This window comes from Streptomyces afghaniensis (assembly GCF_044327915.1).
In the GTDB taxonomy this organism is placed as follows: Bacteria; Actinomycetota; Actinomycetes; order Streptomycetales; family Streptomycetaceae; genus Streptomyces; species Streptomyces afghaniensis.
This window is the reverse complement of the sequence record NZ_JBIRGJ010000001.1, coordinates 802,939-818,864: the sequence shown is the minus strand read 5'-3', so window position 1 is coordinate 818,864 and position 15,926 is coordinate 802,939. Positions and strand designations below refer to the sequence as shown.

17 protein-coding genes are annotated in these 15,926 nt (G+C 71.5%); 3 read left to right on the top strand and 14 right to left on the bottom strand.

All coding sequences use genetic code 11. The annotated features are described in order from the left end of the window. Positions 1 to 54: 54 nt before the first annotated feature. On the top strand, positions 55 to 477 hold the full coding sequence (locus ACH4G3_RS03330; protein WP_397622844.1) for an acyl-CoA thioesterase: 423 nt from the start codon (positions 55 to 57) through the stop codon (positions 475 to 477). 60 nt (positions 478 to 537) lie between these two features. Here the strand turns inward: ACH4G3_RS03330 and ACH4G3_RS03325 are convergent, their stop codons facing one another. The 8 genes from ACH4G3_RS03325 to ACH4G3_RS03290 all read right to left on the bottom strand — a co-directional run bounded on the left by ACH4G3_RS03325 (position 538) and on the right by ACH4G3_RS03290 (position 8,046). Next, positions 538 to 2,214 carry a serine/threonine-protein kinase gene (locus tag ACH4G3_RS03325; protein WP_397622843.1) on the bottom strand — a complete coding sequence of 559 codons (1,677 nt, stop codon included), beginning with the start codon at positions 2,212 to 2,214 and terminating at the stop codon, positions 538 to 540. A 93-nt stretch (positions 2,215 to 2,307) separates the two neighbouring features. Further along, positions 2,308 to 3,696 carry a nucleobase:cation symporter-2 family protein gene (locus tag ACH4G3_RS03320; protein WP_397622842.1) on the bottom strand — a complete coding sequence of 463 codons (1,389 nt, stop codon included), beginning with the start codon at positions 3,694 to 3,696 and terminating at the stop codon, positions 2,308 to 2,310. Between the two features lie 226 nt (positions 3,697 to 3,922). Then, positions 3,923 to 5,302, bottom strand: a complete 1,380-nt coding sequence (locus ACH4G3_RS03315) for an 8-oxoguanine deaminase (RefSeq protein WP_397622841.1) — start codon at positions 5,300 to 5,302, stop codon at positions 3,923 to 3,925. A gap of 119 nt (positions 5,303 to 5,421) precedes the next feature. Then, positions 5,422 to 6,345, bottom strand: coding sequence for a factor-independent urate hydroxylase (gene pucL / locus ACH4G3_RS03310; RefSeq protein ID WP_397622840.1), 924 nt, complete (start codon positions 6,343 to 6,345; stop codon positions 5,422 to 5,424). 6 nt (positions 6,346 to 6,351) lie between these two features. Beyond that, complete coding sequence (uraH, locus tag ACH4G3_RS03305) at positions 6,352 to 6,753, bottom strand: hydroxyisourate hydrolase (RefSeq protein WP_397622839.1); 402 nt, start codon at positions 6,751 to 6,753, stop codon at positions 6,352 to 6,354. Between the two features lie 7 nt (positions 6,754 to 6,760). Beyond that, positions 6,761 to 7,270 carry a 2-oxo-4-hydroxy-4-carboxy-5-ureidoimidazoline decarboxylase gene (gene uraD, locus ACH4G3_RS03300; protein ID WP_397622838.1) on the bottom strand — a complete coding sequence of 170 codons (510 nt, stop codon included), beginning with the start codon at positions 7,268 to 7,270 and terminating at the stop codon, positions 6,761 to 6,763. 159 nt (positions 7,271 to 7,429) lie between these two features. After that, positions 7,430 to 7,798, bottom strand: a complete 369-nt coding sequence (locus tag ACH4G3_RS03295) for a helix-turn-helix domain-containing protein (RefSeq protein WP_397622837.1) — start codon at positions 7,796 to 7,798, stop codon at positions 7,430 to 7,432. Then, positions 7,795 to 8,046, bottom strand: coding sequence for a thiamine-binding protein (locus tag ACH4G3_RS03290; RefSeq protein ID WP_397622836.1), 252 nt, complete (start codon positions 8,044 to 8,046; stop codon positions 7,795 to 7,797). The genes ACH4G3_RS03295 and ACH4G3_RS03290 overlap by 4 nt, the downstream gene beginning before the upstream one ends. Before the next feature lie 227 nt (positions 8,047 to 8,273). Here ACH4G3_RS03290 and ACH4G3_RS03285 point away from each other — a divergent pair, with 227 nt between their 5' ends. Both ACH4G3_RS03285 and ACH4G3_RS03280 read left to right on the top strand, forming a co-directional pair. Continuing rightward, positions 8,274 to 8,762 (top strand): carboxymuconolactone decarboxylase family protein, encoded by a 489-nt coding sequence (locus ACH4G3_RS03285; protein ID WP_397622835.1) that lies wholly within the window; start codon positions 8,274 to 8,276, stop codon positions 8,760 to 8,762. After that, positions 8,759 to 9,970 carry an alpha-hydroxy acid oxidase gene (locus tag ACH4G3_RS03280; protein ID WP_397622834.1) on the top strand — a complete coding sequence of 404 codons (1,212 nt, stop codon included), beginning with the start codon at positions 8,759 to 8,761 and terminating at the stop codon, positions 9,968 to 9,970. Before ACH4G3_RS03285 ends, ACH4G3_RS03280 begins: the two co-directional genes overlap by 4 nt. Before the next feature lie 18 nt (positions 9,971 to 9,988). On the opposite strand, the gene ACH4G3_RS03275 is transcribed toward ACH4G3_RS03280, so the two are convergent. From ACH4G3_RS03275 to ACH4G3_RS03250, 6 genes are all read right to left on the bottom strand, one after another. Beyond that, the gene (locus ACH4G3_RS03275; RefSeq protein ID WP_020270886.1) at positions 9,989 to 10,756 is read right to left on the bottom strand and encodes a sulfite exporter TauE/SafE family protein; all 768 of its coding nucleotides are present in this window, start codon (positions 10,754 to 10,756) and stop codon (positions 9,989 to 9,991) included. Positions 10,757 to 10,917: 161 nt separating this feature from the next. Then, entirely contained in the window at positions 10,918 to 11,967 is a 1,050-nt protein-coding gene (locus ACH4G3_RS03270; RefSeq protein ID WP_397622833.1) for an NAD(P)/FAD-dependent oxidoreductase, read from the bottom strand. A 6-nt stretch (positions 11,968 to 11,973) separates the two neighbouring features. Beyond that, positions 11,974 to 13,293, bottom strand: a complete 1,320-nt coding sequence (locus tag ACH4G3_RS03265) for a lysine N(6)-hydroxylase/L-ornithine N(5)-oxygenase family protein (protein WP_397622832.1) — start codon at positions 13,291 to 13,293, stop codon at positions 11,974 to 11,976. A 68-nt stretch (positions 13,294 to 13,361) separates the two neighbouring features. Beyond that, entirely contained in the window at positions 13,362 to 14,345 is a 984-nt protein-coding gene (locus ACH4G3_RS03260) for a TauD/TfdA family dioxygenase (protein ID WP_397622831.1), read from the bottom strand. 1 nt (position 14,346) lies between these two features. Then, positions 14,347 to 14,727, bottom strand: a complete 381-nt coding sequence (locus tag ACH4G3_RS03255) for an avidin-fold protein (protein ID WP_397622830.1) — start codon at positions 14,725 to 14,727, stop codon at positions 14,347 to 14,349. Then, positions 14,678 to 15,922, bottom strand: coding sequence for an FAD-dependent oxidoreductase (locus ACH4G3_RS03250; RefSeq protein ID WP_397622829.1), 1,245 nt, complete (start codon positions 15,920 to 15,922; stop codon positions 14,678 to 14,680). The genes ACH4G3_RS03255 and ACH4G3_RS03250 overlap by 50 nt, the downstream gene beginning before the upstream one ends. Positions 15,923 to 15,926 lie beyond the last annotated feature (4 nt).

The following is a 15,926-nucleotide window of genomic DNA, read 5'->3' as shown; positions in this document are numbered from 1 at the left end:
AGATCAGTGGATCGTTGCGTACGCCACGCGTGCCCGGTGTGAGAAGGGAAGCCCATGAGCGAGCCGTTTTCCGTCCCGGTGACCGTCCGCGGTTACGAGACCGACGTGCAGGGTCACCTCAACCAGAGCGTGTACCTGAACTACGCGGAACACGCCCGCTGGTCGTTACTGCGGGCCGCGGGGATCAGCCAGTCCGCCCTCATCGGCAGCGGTGTGGGCCCGGTCGCCCTGGAGACGACCATCCGCTACAAGCGCGAGCTGCTCGCCGGCGACGAGGTCGAGGTGACCTGCGCCTTCGCCTGGGGCGAAGGCAAGACCTTCCGCATCGAGCAGACGGTCCGCAAGGCGGACGGCACGGTGGCGGCCGAGATCACGGCGGTCGGCGGCCTGCTGGACCTGAAGGCCCGCAAGCTGGTCCCGGACCCCCGGGAGCACTTCAGGAAGCTGGCGTCGGACCCGGGCCTGTTCGGGCTCTAGGGGGTGTCCGCAAAGTCCCGTCGTCCGCCCGCAGGGCAGGCGGGACTTTGCGGACACCCCCTAGGCCGCCTTCTTCCAGACGGTCATGTCCACCATGAGGGAGGCGAGCTCAGGCAGCGCCGTCGACTTCGTCTGGACCACGAGCAGGGCGATGTCCCCGGAGGAGTGCTTGACGCAGATCTGACTGCCGGCCGCCATCGAGGCCAGCGTCCAGCGCCGGCGGTCGGCAGCGCCGAGCATGAGCCGGCACTCGTCGAGGGAAACCGCCTCGTCGGTGAACATCTGGACGAACACGCTGGTGTCGCTCTCCAGCTCGCAGCTCGGGTTCTCACAGTTGAGGCGGATGTCTCCCTTGCGGTCCTCGCGCCAGAGCGGCTTCTCGAAGCTGAGCGAGGTCTTCGCGTTCAGCAGCGCCGGCGCCTGCGTGATGACCTGCGGTGACTTGGACGCGGCCGGGGACGGACGGGACGCCTCCGGAGTTCCGCCGCCCGCCTCCGCCTCCGCTCCTGACGCGGACCCGGAGCCCGAGCGCGCCCCCGTCGACGACTCCGGCGCGGCCGGCCCTCCGGACTTCTCCGGGCCGGGCGTCGACGGCCCGCCCGCCACCCAGTCGCGGAATCGGTTCCCCGCGTCGGCGACCGTCCAGGCCAGGCCGGTCAGCACCAGCGCCCCCGCCGCCACGGCCCCGGTCGTGATCAGGGCGGTGCGCCGTCTGCGCGCCCGTCTCTCCTCCGGTCCCTGCGGTCGGGTCTGCGGCTGCGTGACGACCAGCGGCTGCATGTGCACCCGGGTCGGGTCGAGGGTCGCCGGGGACACCCGGGTGGCGTCCAGGGCCGCCGGGGAGGGGACCGTCAGCTCCGGTCCCGTGACGTCCCGCCAGACGGCCGGGCCCGCGCCCGCGTCGGCGTCCGCGCCCAGCCCCTGCCGGCACCACTCGACGATCTCCGCCAGATCGGCCCGGTCCTCCGGGGCGGCGGCCAGGCACCGGGCGATCAGCGGACGGAGCTGCTCGGGCAGCACGGACAGGTCGGGGTCGTCGTGCACGATCCGGTACAGCACACCGACCGCCGAGCCCTCCCCGTACAGCGGCCGGCCCAGCGCCGCGAAGGCCGCCGTCTGGCCCAGCGCGAAGACGTCGGTCGCCGCCGTGACCTCGCCCCCGGACGCCTGCTCGGGAGCCATGAAGTGCGGAGTTCCGACGGTGGCGCCCGTGGCGGTGTGCGAGGTGAAGTCGGCGGCCAGCGAGATGCCGAAGTCGATCACCCGCGGCCCGTCGGCGGCCAGCAGCACGTTCGACGGCTTGAGGTCCCGGTGCACGATGCCCGCGCCGTGGATGGCCTGCAGCGCCTCGGCCACCCCCGCCATCAGCCACAGCACCGCGGGCACCGGCAGCGGACCGCGCCGGGCGACGGCCTCCGTCAGGGACGGGCCGGGCACGTACAGGGTGGCCGCCCAGGGCGGTGTGCCGTCCGCGTCGGCGTCGATCAGCTCGGCCGTGTACGCGCCCCGGACCCGCCGGGCCGCCTCCACCTCCCGGCGGAACCGGCGCCGGAAGGCCGGGTCGTCGGCCAGCTCCGGGCGCACCACCTTGATCGCCACCGGCCGGCCGCCCTGCGTGTGCGACAGATAGACCCGGCCCATGCCGCCCGCGCCCAGCCGAGCCACCAGGCGGTATCCGGCCACCATGGGCGGATCGTCCGCCTGCAACGGCCGGAACACCTCGGTCGCGTGGTTCATCGGTCCGTCTCCCCCTCGTCCCCTGCCCCCCGGTCAACGGTGAGTTGACCGAGGCAGAAGCCTAAGCGGAGTTCGGAGCCCGGTGCGCCGGTCTCATGGTGTCGCCGGGGTCCGGGGGACTCCCGTGATCTCCTCGCCCGCCTCCATCGGGTGGGTCACGTCGTGGGCGTCCCGGTCGCGTCGGCCCAGGTGGTTGAAGACCAGGTTCAGCAGGACCGCCGCGACGCAGCCCGTCGAGATGCCCGAGTCCAGGACGATCCGCGCCGTCTCCGGGAAGGCGTGGTAGAACTCCGGCGCCGTGATCGGAATGATGCCGACGGCCAGGGAGACGGCCACGATCAGGACGTTGTTGTCCTTCTCCAGGCCGGCCCGGACCAGGGTCTGGATGCCGCTGGCGGCGACCGAGCCGAACAGGACCACGCCCGCCCCGCCGAGCACCGGGCGCGGCACGACGGCGATCAGCGAGGCGGCCATCGGGCACAGGCCCATCAGCACCAGGAACCCGCCTCCGGCGGCGACGACGTACCGGCTGCGGATCCTCGTCATCGCGACCAGGCCGATGTTCTGCGCGAAGGCACTGCACATGAAGCCGTTGAAGAGCGGGCTGATCGCCGAGCCGAGGGTGTCGGCGCGCAGGCCGGCCGCGATGGTCTTCTCGTCGGCCGGGCGGTCGACGATCTCGCCCAGCGCCAGCATGTCGGCGGTCGACTCGGTCATCGACACCACCATCACCACGCACAGGGAGAGGATCGCGGCGAGCTGGAACTGCGGGGCGCCGAAGTGGAAGGGGGTCGGGAAGCCGATGACCGCCGCGTCCGCGACCGGGCCGAAGTCCGTGGCGCCGAACGGAATCGCGATGAGCGTGCCCGCGACCAGGCCGAGCAGCACCGCGATCTGCTTGACGAAGCCCCGAGTGAAGCGCCGCAGCAGCAGGACGACGACGAGGGTGCCGGCGGCCAGCCCCAGGTTGGTCGCCGAACCGTAGTCGTGCGCCGCCGGGTCGGGGCCCTGCGCCCAGCCGAAGGCGACCGGGAGCAGCGAGATGCCGATCAGGGTGATGACCGTGCCCGTCACCACCGGCGGGAAGAAGCGGACCGCCTTGCAGAAGACGGGGGCGGCCAGGAAGCCGAGGAGTCCGGCGACGATCACCGCGCCGAAGATGACCGGCAGGGCGTCGGACTTGTCCTCGGTGGAGGCGACGATCGCGGTCATCGGGGCGACACCGGCAAAGGTGACGCCGTTGACGAAGGGCAGCCGGGCGCCGATCTTCCAGATGCCGATGGTCTGCAGGAAGGTGGCGAGGCCCGCGGTGAACAGGCAGGCGCCGGTGAGGAAGGTCAGATCGGTGGCGGTCAGGCCGATGGCCGCGCCGACGATCAGGGGTGGGGCGACGACTCCCGCGTACATGGCGGCCACGTGCTGGAGGCCGGTCGTCGCCATCTTGAGCGCGGGGAGTTTTTCGTCAACGGGGTGGTCGGCCACGGCGGCTTCCCTCCGGTCGGTTACACGGCTGCGCCGGATGACGGCCGTGGGTGTCAAGGAGGTGGTGCTGGTGGTCGTGCGGGACCGGACATGCGGGACGGGGGGGGGTGGCCGTTCCGGGGCGCGCGCGTTCAGCACACGCCCCGGAGACAGCCGCCGTGGACCCCGCTCGGGTCCGCGGCCACCGGCCGGGAGCCGTCCCTCCCGGCCGGAGTCATCCGGGTGGTCAGGCCTCGGCGGCGATCCGTGCCAGCCGCTGGGCCTGCTCCCGCGTCTCGCGGGCGATGGCGTCCTCGTCGGCCGTGAGCAGCCGCCCGTCCTCGACGATCTGCCGGCCGTTCACGAAGGAGGCGGTGACCGGGGCCGCCGCGCCGAAGACCAGGGCGGTCACCGGGTCGGCGATGGAGGCGTGGGCGAGCGTGTCCAGCTTCCACAGCACGAGGTCGGCGAGCTTGCCCGGCTCCAGGGAGCCGGTCTCCGCCGCCCGGCCCAGCACCTGGGCGCCGCCGTACGTGCCGAGGCGCAGCGCCTGGCGGGCGTTCAGGGCGGCCTCCTTGTGCGCGCCGAGGCGGTTGATGAGGAGGGCGTTGCGCAGCTCGGTGTGGAGTTCGCCGGACTCGTTGGAGGCGGTGCCGTCGACGCCGAGGCCGACCGGGACGCCGGCCGCGAGCATGTCGGGGACGCGGGCGATACCGGCGGCGAGGCGGGCGTTGGACGAGGGGCAGTGCGCGACGCCGGTCCTCGTGCGGGCGAAGGCTGCGATGTCGGAGTCGTTCATGTGGACGCAGTGCGCCATCCACACGTCCTCGCCGAGCCAGCCGGTGGACTCGAAGTAGTCGGTCGGGCCCATGCCGAACAGTTCGTGGCAGAACTTCTCCTCCTCCACGGTCTCCGAACCGTGGGTGTGGAGCCGTACGCCGAGACGGCGGGCCAGCTGGGCGCCGTCCCGCATCAGCTCGGTGGAGACGGAGAAGGGCGAGCAGGGCGCGACGGCGACCTGGGTCATCGAGTCGAACGAGGAGTCGTGGTGCTGCCGGACGGTCTCCTCGGTGGCGGCCAGCGCGCCGTCCAGGGTCTCGACGGCGAAGTCCGGGGGCAGGCCGCCGTCCTTCTCGCTGCGGTCCATGGAACCGCGGGCGAGGGTGAAGCGGACCCCCATGTCGCGGGCGGCGCCGATGATCGCGCCGGAGAGGTCGCCTGAGCCCTGCGGGAAGACGTAGTGGTGGTCCATGGCGGTGGTGACGCCGCCGCGGGCCATCATCGCGAGCGAGCCCTGGGCCGCCGCGCGCACCATCGGCTCGTCGATGCGCGCCCAGACCGGGTACAGCGCGACCAGCCAGTCGAAGAGGTTGTGGTCCGTGGCCAGACCCCGGGTGATCCACTGGTAGAAGTGGTGGTGGGTGTTGATCAGTCCGGGGGTGACGAGGTGACCGGAGGCGTCGATACGGCGTACGACGTTCTCCAGGCCCTCGGGGGCCTTGCCCGCGCCGAGCGACTCGATGCGGTTGCCGGCCAGGACGACGTGCCCGGAGGCGTATTCGGTGTCGTCGGCGTCGACGGTCGCGATCGCACAGTTGTCGATGACGATGCGCTGGGCTGCTGCCATGGTTCGTCCTTTGCGCTGGGTTGGAGGGGCACGGCAGGACCCGGGGAGTTTGAGTGCCGTGGCCGAGGTGAAGGGTTCCCCGGCCACGGGTGCCGAAAGAGGGAAGGCCGGAAGGGACGTCAGAGGTTGGTGAGGTCCACGGGGATCCTCGCCTCGCAGCCGTCGCGCAGGATCGTCGCCTCGATCAGGCCGTAGGGCCGGTCGGCCGCGAAGTACACCTCGTTGTCGTTCTTGAGCCCGAACGGCTCCAGGTCCACCAGGAAGTGGTGCTTGTTCGGGAGGGAGAAGCGGACCTCGTCGATCTCGCTGCGGTTGTCGATGATTCGCGCGCCCATTTGGTACAGCGTCTGCTGGAGCGAGAGCGAGTACGTCTCGGCGAAGGCCTGGAGCATGTGCTTCTTCGTCTGCTCGTAGGACTTCTCCCAGTTGGGCATGCGCTGGTCGTCGTCGGTCCAGTTGAACCGCCAGCGGGCGGAGACCTGGGTGGCCAGGATGCGGTCGTAGGCCTCTTTCAGCGTCGTGTACTTGTCCTTGACGTAGCCCCAGAACTCGGAGTTGGTCGAGTTCATCACGACGAGGTCCTTCAGGCCCGAGATGACCTCCCACGACGAGCCGTCGTAGGTGATCTGGGTGAGCCGGACCTCCTGGCCCTTGCGCACGAAGGAGTGCTTGACCTCGTCGGCGCCGATGAACCGCGAGTTGGCGTCGGAGGCCTCGATCCGCTCCCAGGCGTACTCCTCGATGCGGATCCGCGCCCGGTGGATCGGCTCCTGGCTGGTGACGAAGTGCCGGGCGAGGTGGATGCCGAACTGCTCGGCGGACTCGATGCCGTGCTCCTTGGCGAACGCGTACACCGTGTTCTTGGTGGTGTCGGTGGGCAGGACGTTGGCGTTCGAGCCGGAGTAGTGGACCTCCTCCATGTCGCCGCTCAGCGACACGGACACGTTCAGGTCCTTGATGTGGTGGGTGGCGCCGTCCCGCGTGATCTTGACGACTCGGTTCTCGGCCTTGCCGTACTGGTTCTGTCCCAGAATGGTGGGCATGAGTAGCTAGCTCCCTCGGTATACGGAGTAGCCGAACGGGTTGAGCAGCAGCGGTACGTGGTAGTGCTCCCCGGGCGTCACGGCGAAGGTGATCGCCACCTCGGGGAAGAACACGGCACCGCTGTCCCGATTCGCGGGGGCGTCCTGCTGCGCATCGGCTTGCTTCTTCGCGGTTTCTTCGAAGTACGGCTCCACCGCGAAGTCGAGCCGTACGTGGGTGGTGCCTTCCGGCAGCGCCGGCAGGTCCTTGCACCGCCCGTCCGCGTCGGTCGCAGAGCCGCCGAGCGCCTGCCAGTCGGCCGCTCGCCCGCTGCGGGCGGAGAGCTGGACGGCGACGCCCTCGGCGGGGCGGCCGACGGACGTGTCCAGGATGTGCGTGGACACGGATGCGGTGGCGGAGGTGCTCATGCTGCTGTCAGTCCTCTTCGACGAGTCGGGCCAGGCGGATGCGGTTGATCTTCCCCAGTTCGGTGCGGACGATCTCCCGCTCCCGCTCCCGCGTGTTGCCGATCCGCTCCCTGACCGCGTCGCGCATCTGCTCGCCGGTCCGGCCGGTGGCGCAGATCAGGAAGACATGGCCGAACTTTTCCTGGTAGGCGAGGTTCAGCTCCAGCATCTCCGCCTTGAGCTCGGCGGAGGCACCGGCCATGCCGCGCTGTTCCCGGGCCGAGGTGGGGTCGCCGGGCTTCGGGCGGCCGATGGGCGGGTGGCCGGCCATCGCCTCCGCGAGGTCCTCCGCCGTCAGCTCCGCCATGGCGGCGTCACTCGCGGTGTACAGGGCCTCGGGGGTGGCGTAGGGGCGGGCGGCGAGCAGCCGCTTCGCCCACGCCGTGGAGGCGCACGCCTCGTGGAGCGCGGTGAAGGCCGCGTGCTCCTCGAGAGCGTTGAACCGGGCCAGGCCCGGCGGCATGGAAGTGGAAGTCACGGGAGCCTCCGTGGCCGGGTACGGCCTTCGTGCTGAACGGGCGTGCCGATAGCTAACGCCCTCCCACGACAACACGTCAACAGTTTGTTGAAAATTCCGTGTGACGAAACCCGGCGAGGCAGCGAAACCGGACGAGGGGGCGAAAGCGGGCAGGTCCGGTCAGGACCCCTTCTCGCGGTTGAGGTAGTTGTAGACGGTGAAGCGGCTGACGCCCAGGGCGCTCGCCACGGTCTCCACCCCGTGCCGTACGGAGAAGGCGCCACGCGCCTCGAGTATCCGCACGACCTCCTGCTTGGCCTTGCGGTCCAGATCGGCCAGCGGCATGCCCTTGCGGCGCTCCATGGCCGCCAGGATGTGGTCGAGGGAGTCGGCGAGCTGCGGCAGCCGCACGGCGACGGCGTCGCGGCCCTCCCAGGACAGGACGACGTCGTCGGGGCCGGCCTCGTCGGGCGGGATCATCTCGCCGCCCATGGCGTCGACCAGGGGCTTCACGGCCGCGATGAACGGCTCGTCCCCGGCGCCGCTCACGCCTCGCCCTCCTCGACCACGTTGATCTGGAGCGAGACCCGGGTGGCGCCCGCTTCCAGGGTCTTGCGGAGCAGCGCGTCCACGGCGGTGAGCACCGCGTCGGCACCGCCCTCGGCGGTGTTGCCGAACGGGCCGACGTCCACGGCGTCCAGTTCGGCGGCCTCCACGACCTCGCGGGCGACCAGCGCGTGCGCCGGCGCCTCGTCGAGGTCGAAGGGCTCGGTGGTGAACTCCACTCTCAGTCGCATGATGCCCCCAGAACCGTCGTGACCTGTGCGACCCTAGCCGACGCCGGGGCGGACCGGACCGCCCGCGCGAGCACTCCGTGTTCCGCGCGGGCACGTTTCCCCCGGCATACGGGCACGTTTCCCGCACATTCGCATTCACGCCCCTCGCTCGCCATCCTCCCGCACCGCCGGGAAGGCTGAAAAAAGCCGCTGCATTCCCCGCCGGGAAACACCGACAATGGGTCGGCATGACAGAGCGACGCATAAATGTGGGAAACGAACTCCCCCAGGTCTTCGGACAACTCCGGGACATCCGGGACCTCGTCGAAAAGGCGGCCGTCGAAGCCGGGCTCGACATGCGGCTCATCGAACTCGTAAAGATCAGGGCGTCGCAGATCAACGGCTGCGCGTACTGCCTCGATCTGCACACGCGCGACGCCCGCCGGCTGGGCGAGGACGACCGCCGGCTGCATCTGGTGGCCGCCTGGTGGGAGACGGATCTGTACAGCCCCCAGGAGCGGGCCGCGCTCGCGCTCACCGAGACCATCAGCAAGCTGTCGCAGAGCCAGGACGTGCCCGACGACCTCTACGCGGAGGCGACCTCGGTCTTCACCAAGGAGCAGTACACGGCGGTCGTGTGGTCGATCAGCGTGATCAACACCTTCAACCGGCTGGCCGTCACCAGCCGCAAGCCCCTGCCCGCCCGCGTCGCCTGGACACAGGAAGGTACTCCGTGACGAAACGACGCCTGCCGCGGCCCCGTGAGACGGCCCAGCTCCTGCGTCCGAGGCCGTTCGTGCTGGACCCGACCGACCGCCGGCTGTCGAGGGCGTACTCCGTCCCCGATCTGCGCCGCCTCGCGCGCAGGCGGGCGCCCCGCGCGGTGTTCGACTACACCGACGGGGCGGCGGAGGGCGAGATCAGCCTGCTGCGCGCCCGGCGGACCTTCCGGGACATCGAGTTCCATCCGCATGTGCTGCGCGGGGTGGCCGATCCCGACACCGGCACGGAGATCCTGGGGAAGCGGTCGGCGCTGCCGTTCGCCTTCGCCCCGACCGGGTTCACCCGCATGATGCACCACGAGGGCGAACGGGCCGTCGTCGCCGTCGCCGAGCAGGCCGGCATCCCGTACGCCCTGTCCACGATGGGGACGACGTCGATCGAGGACGTCGCCCGGGCCGCGCCGGGCGCGCGCAGGTGGTTCCAGCTGTACGTGTGGCACGACCGCGGGGCGGGCGCGGAGCTGATGCGGCGGGCCGAGGAGGCCGGGTACGACACGCTCCTGCTGACCGTGGACACCCCCGTGGGCGGTTCCCGGCTGCGGGACCTGCGCAACGGCCTGACCATTCCGCCCCGGCTCTCGCTCAGCACGTTCCTGGACGGGGCGGCCCATCCGTCCTGGTGGCTGGACCTGCTCACCACCGAGCCCCTCACGTTCGCGTCCCTCAGCTCCTGGGACGGCACGGTGGCCGAGCTGATCAACGCGATGTTCGACCCGGGGCTCGACTACGAGGACCTCGACTGGGTGCGGCAGAGCTGGCCCGGGAAGCTCGTGGTGAAGGGGATCCAGAACACCGAGGACGCCCGGGACGTCGTCAAGCACGGCGCGGACGCGGTGCTGCTGTCCAACCACGGCGGCCGCCAGCTGGACCGGGCGCCGACCCCGCTGGAACTGCTGCCGAGGGTCCGCGACGAGATCCAGGAGGAGGCGGAGATCTGGCTGGACGGCGGAATCCTGTCCGGCGCGGACATCGTCGCCGCGATCGCCCGCGGCGCCGACGCCTGCCTGATCGGCCGGGCCTATCTGTACGGCCTGATGGCGGGCGGCGAACGCGGTGTCCGCCGGGCGGTGGACATCCTGCGCACCGAGATCGTCCGCACCATGCAGCTGCTGGGCGTACGGTCGACGGCCGAGCTCCGCCCCGAGCACGTCACGCTGCGCTGACGGTGGTGAAGCGGACGGTCAGGTGGTGAAGAGGATCACCGACACCGTGACGCCGATGGTCACCACCGTCCAGCGCAGGAGTTCCTCGTTCATCCAGCGGGACACCTTCGCGCCCAGGTAACCGCCGATCAGGGCGGTCGGGGCGGCGACGAGTGCCAGGGCCCAGTCGACGGGGCCGAAGAGGGCGAAGATCAGCAGGGTGACGGTCGAGTTGACCAGGGAGAGCGCCGCCTTGAGCGCGTTGAGGCGGTGCAGGCTCTCGGACGTGGTCATGGCCAGCGACACCAGCATGATCACGCCGAGCGCGCCGGCGAAGTAGCCGCCGTACACCCCGGCGGCGGTCATGACCACCGCCAGGGGTACGACACGCTCGCGGCGCTCGTCGCCGGTGGCCGGGCTTGCCGCCCGCACCAGCTTCTTCACCTGCTTCTGACCGGCCAGCAGCAGACTCGCGAAGAGCACCAGGGCCGGTACGAACGTGTCGAAGCTCTTGCTGCTGGTGACCAGCAGCAGCACCGAGCCGGCCACCGTACCGACGGCCGTGAGCACCGACAGCAGCACCATCCGGCCTCTCGGCTCGGACTTCAGCTCGGGTGCGAAACCGTAGACCTGCCCCGCGAATCCCGGCCAGTTGGCGACGGAATTCGTGACATTCGCGGCCTGGGTCGGAAGGCCGACTCCGACCAGTGCCGGAAAGAGCAGCAAAGAACCGCCACCGGCTATGGAGTTCACGGCACCGGACAGCAATCCGGCCACAGCGACGACCGCGAGAACGCCCCACTCCATCAGCAGAAAACCTCAATCCGAATGGCGGGCTGAAAAGTCCGGTCGATCTTGCTACAGGGCCGATACCGCCGCAAGAAGCCGATAGCCGTGGCGAGTTGCCGGCGATGGTCTTCGGCCACCGCGATCTTCGGCCACCGCGGCATCGGGCCCCGCCCTCCGCTTCAGGCGACCACCCCCAGGACCAGATCGGCCGCCTCCCGGGCGATGGCCGGGGCGAGCCGGTACCCGCAGCCGTTCGCGGCACCGGCGAACACCACACGCCCCCCGTCGTCCACCGTGCCGACGACCGGTTCCCGGCCCGGGCTGTAGGCGTCGCAGAAGACACGGCCCGACCCCGCGTGCTCGACCAGTGCGGGCGCCCATCTGCGCAGCGTGCCGCGCGCCTCCTCCACGTCCTCGGGGCTCAGGCCCCGGGCCACCGTCCCGGGGTCGACGTCCCACTCCGTGCGGGTGAAGCTGTACAGCCAGTGCCCCCGCTCGGGCAGCGGCAGCAGGAAGGCGTCGTCGTCCTGGAAGACGATCGCGCCGTCCGTCGGGGCCGGGCGCTGCTCGATGTGCAGGGCGACCACCTTCTTCACCCGGGCCCCCGACGGCGCGACGAACGGTGCCAGCGCCGGGTCGGCGGTCCACGGTCCGGGCGCCAGCAGCACCCGGTCGGCGGCGAGCGTGTCGCCGGTGCTCAGCCGCAGCAGCACACCACCGCTCCCCGGCTGCACGCCCGTGACGGCGACGCCCTCGCGGAAGTCGACGCGGGAGCGCAGATCCCGGGCGAGCACGCAGGTCAGGTCGTGGACGGCGGTGTGGTGTCCGCCGCTCACCCGCCAGACCGACGCGTCCGCCGGGACGCCGACGGCCGGGAGGTCCCGGTGCTCCGCGCGGACGGGCTCGGCACCGGCGAGGTACGTCTCGCGGACCGCCCGGTCGTCGGCGGTGGCGGACACCACGGACACGGCCGTCGGGTGGATCGGCAGCGTGGGCCGCTCGCGCCTGAGCCCGTCGTAGTAGTCCTGGCTGTACCGGGTCATCGCCCGCAGCCGCTCCGTCGCGCCCCGCGGCAGGTGCAGGCCGGCCGAGCGGCGGCTGGCGCCGCTGCCGATCGCGTCCCGGTCCAGGACGGCGATCGTGGCGTGCGGTGCCCGCACGGCCAGCTCCCGCGCCACGAGGCAGCCGATGATCCCGGCGCCCACCACGGCGATCCGGATTCCTGCCACGGGCGATCACGCTCCTTGCGGGAACTTGTCGACGGCCGGTTCCGGGGACCACCTCAGGAAGGAGTCACACTGGTCCTCGGTCTTGACGCCCAGCATCCGGTCGAGGATGCGGCGGCTGCGCCAGGCGATCAGGCTCAGGTTGGGATCGGCCAGGCCGCGCTGCCGTCGGACACCGTTCTGGACGAAGATGCCGTGGTCGGGCGGTCCGTCCCAGCACGCGGCGAAGTCCCGGTCGACACGGATCTCCTCGTCCTCCCACTCCAGCCGGCCGGCGAGCGGGGCCAGCAGGTCCGGGCGGGCCGGCCGGAATCCGGTCGCCCAGACGACGACGTCCGCGGTGAGCCGTTCGACGGCACGCGGCCGGTTCCCCGGTTCCAGGGTGAGTTCCCAGGCGCCGTCGCCGCCGCTCACGCCGGTGACGGTGCGGTCGGGGTACAGCGCGATGAGCTTCTGGTCGCCCTCCACGAAGTGGCGGGTGTAGCAACGCTGGTAGATCTCCTTGAGGGTGGCCGGCGAGACACCGTCGCTGGCCAGGAGCTGCCGGTCGTTGAACGCCTCGCGCTGGGCGCGGTCGAGCGAGAAGAAGTGGTCGGAGAAGGAGGGCGTGAAGTAGTCGTTGGTGAACGGCGAGTCGTCGATGGGGAAGAAGTTGTCGCGCCGGGATATCCACGCCACATGGGCCGGGCGCTCCCCCTCCGGACGGGAGATCAGGTCCAGGAAGGCCTCCGCGCCGGACTGGCCTCCGCCCACCACGCCGACCCGCCGCCCGCCCAGGCCGCCGGAGCGCCGCACGAAGTCGCTGACGTGGAACTGCGACTCGCCCAGCAGACCGCGGGCGTGCTCGGGCACCCAGGGCCGGCTGCCGATGCCGAGGGACACGTGGTCCGCGGTCAGGGTCCGCTTGCCGGTCCGGATCACGAAGACCCCGTCGAAGTCGACGGACAGGACCTCCTCACCGAAGGTGACGTTCTCGTTCTTCCGGCTCGCCCACTCCAGGTAGTTGCGGAACTCCCGGCGCGGCATGGCGTCGAACTGGGCGTTGACGAAGTGGTAGATCATGCCCTGGTCGTGCAGGTACGACAGGAACGAGAACTTGTTCGTCGGATCGGCCAGCGTCACCAGGTCCTTGAAGAGCGACACCTGGAGCGTGGCCCCGGCGATCTGCTGGTCGTCGTGCCATCCGAAGGTCTCCCGGCGCTCGACGAACAGGCTGGTCATCTCGGGATGGCCGTGCAGCAGGGAGGCGAGGCTCAGGTTGGCCGGGCCGACACCGATGCCCACACAGCCGAAGTGCGGGCCGTCCGGTCCGCGTCGAAGGGGTTCCACCGTGCCGATCTCCCGTGTCTCGGACGCCTGACGGACTGTGCTCGCGGTCCGGGCCGCGCTCGGGCCGGTCACCGGACCAGTACGTTGCCGTCGTTGGGGCGGTGCCGACGGGAGCGCCGCAGGTCGGTCAGGACGAAGGTGCGCTGCAACCAGCGGTCACGTCCGTCGTAGCGCGGCCGGTAGGCGGTACGTCCGTGCAGCGTGACCCGGTTGTCCACGAGGGCCAGGTCCCCGGGCCGCAGCCGGAACTCCAGGGCCTGCGCGTGGCAGGCCGACTCCAGTTCGGCCATGGCGAGTTCGGCCTGTCCGCTCCGGGTGGTGGTGGCGGCGAAGTCCACCCTCAGGTCGGGGTCGAAGAGGTCGCCGACGAGTACGGCGTGCTCGGCGACGTGGTTGTTCCGCCCGCCGAAGGAAGGCGGCGGCGCCGTGACGTAGTCGGCGCGGTAGAGCGCCTCCCGGTCCACCCAGCTCAGCATCGGCAGCATCTGCCGGACACAGGAGGTGCGCAGTCCGGCGACTCCTTCGTGGTCGGAGCGCAGGCACATGAGCAGGACGAAGTCGGGGCGGTGGGCGTGGAAGGCGTTCTCGGTGTGGAAGGTCAGTTCGACGGAGCCCGGGTTGCCCTGCACTTCCTCGTTGCCCGGCACCGGCACCACGTTCTGCACAAGGGCGCCGTTCTTCTCCGGCCGGAAGGCGGCCGGGTCGCCGAGGCCGCTGGCGATCATCATCAGGACGGCGGCCGAGACGGACGGCTCCGACTGGACGGAGTCGAGTGTGGCGGGTGTGTCGGGCAGGAGGTCCTCGCCCACGGGCAGTCCGCGCAGTAACAGGACGCCCTGGTCGCCGGAGTGGCGGCGGAACCGGCTGACGGCCTGCCGGAGTTCGGCCGGCAGACGGTGCCAGGCGTCGCCGGCCGCCGCGGTCCAGGCGGCGCCGTCCACCGGCCCTTCGACGGCCGTGAGTTGTTCCGACGTCTCCCGCACGGCTTTGGTCACGGTGTCGTCGAAGGCGAGTACGTGGTCGTCGACCCTGCTGAGTGTGGCGGTGGACATCTCATCCCCCCTCGGGTGCGGATTCTGTCGGCTCGGTGGCGGCGGTGTGGGACGGGATCTCCTCGATGGCGGAGGTGCCCTTCGCGGGGGTCGGCTGGTAACGCTCCCATTCCTCGTGCAGCACGATGCGGCCGTCGTCGAGCCGTTCGGGCGTGCTGACGCACCGTCCGACGGCGATCTCGCCGCTGCGCAGGACCAGGGTGTAGCCCATGGTGATGGTGCCGTCGGCGTCGCACGTCCCGGCCAGGGCGCAGCGGCGGACCTCGCCCCCGGCGGCCTCCGCCCACACGAGGTCGCCGTCCTGGTGGTACGTGGCCACGGGTGCGGTGCCGTCAGGGCCCGCCTCGGTGTTGCGGAACGTTCTGCCGTTGTAGTCGATCACGCGTCGTCTCCTGTGTGGTGGGGGTCGGGGCGGGGTCGCCCCGACCGGTGGCGACCGGATGGTCCAGTGGGTGCAGTCCGGTCGGGGCGGGAGGCACGCCGCCGAACCGGCTCGCCAGCGTGCGGGCGGTGAGAGGGGCGAACTTGAACGCGCCGCCGCCGCAGGCGCAGTGGGCGAGGACGGCTCCCCCGCCCAGGTCGGCGAGCAGTGTGCCGCCCGATGTGCCGTCGGTGACGTAGTGGCAGTCACGTGTGCCGATGACCCACTCCGGCCGCAGGCCCGGGACCAGTTCGGTGAACCGGCTCGCCGGCTCCCCGTCAGGTGCCTGATCCGGCTCGGGGGCGTCCGGCCCGGCCACCACGCGGCGCAGCGCGTCGGCGGACAGTTTCAGCGGGGTGCCGGCGACCGGCGGGACCAGCCAGGCTCCCCAGGGGATGCCGGAGACGGGCACGGCGGGGGTGCCGCGCCATCGCTCCCGCTCCCGGGGCGGCGGGTCGCAGTACACCATGGTCTGCCGGTGCACGGTCAGCCGCCCGGCGAGGGCCGGCGGCAGCAGGGCCCGCGACCAGGCCCCGGCCGCCAGCAGCACCCGGTCGCCGCGCAGGGTCCGGCCGTCCTCGACCGTCACCGTCCGGGCCGCCGCGTCGACCGCCCTGACAGTGGTGTGCGGCAGCAGCCGGGCCCTGGGGTGGGCGCCGAGCCAGCGGACCGCCGCCCCGAGCACCCGGTCGGCGAGGAGCACTCCGGTGTCCTCCTCCAGGACGGCGCCCAGTCCGGCCGGGAAGGCCAAGTGGCGGTACGTTTCGGGAAGTTGCCGTGGCCCGAGCACACGCGCCCGGAGTCCGGCCCGGGTCAGCCCGGCCGCCGCGGAGACCGTCTCGCCCGCCGGCAGTGCCGTCAGTACGCCCGTGCCGTACAGGAAGGGGGCGTCCAGCAGGGACTCCAGCTCCCGCCACAGCCGGTGCGCGGTGACGGCCGCGCGGGTGGCGCCGGGGTCGTGCGGGTGCAGGGCCCGCATCACCCGGTGCCGGTCGTGGGAGGAGGAGCCGGGGTGGGGCAGGGAGCCCCGTTCGAGGAGGGTGATGTGCTGCCCCGCCCGGACGCATTCCACCGCGGTGAGCAGTCCGACCACGCCGCCGCCCACCACCAGGGTGTGCTGATCCCCTCCGGCCGGGCCCCCGTTCGTCCCCCGCACGGTG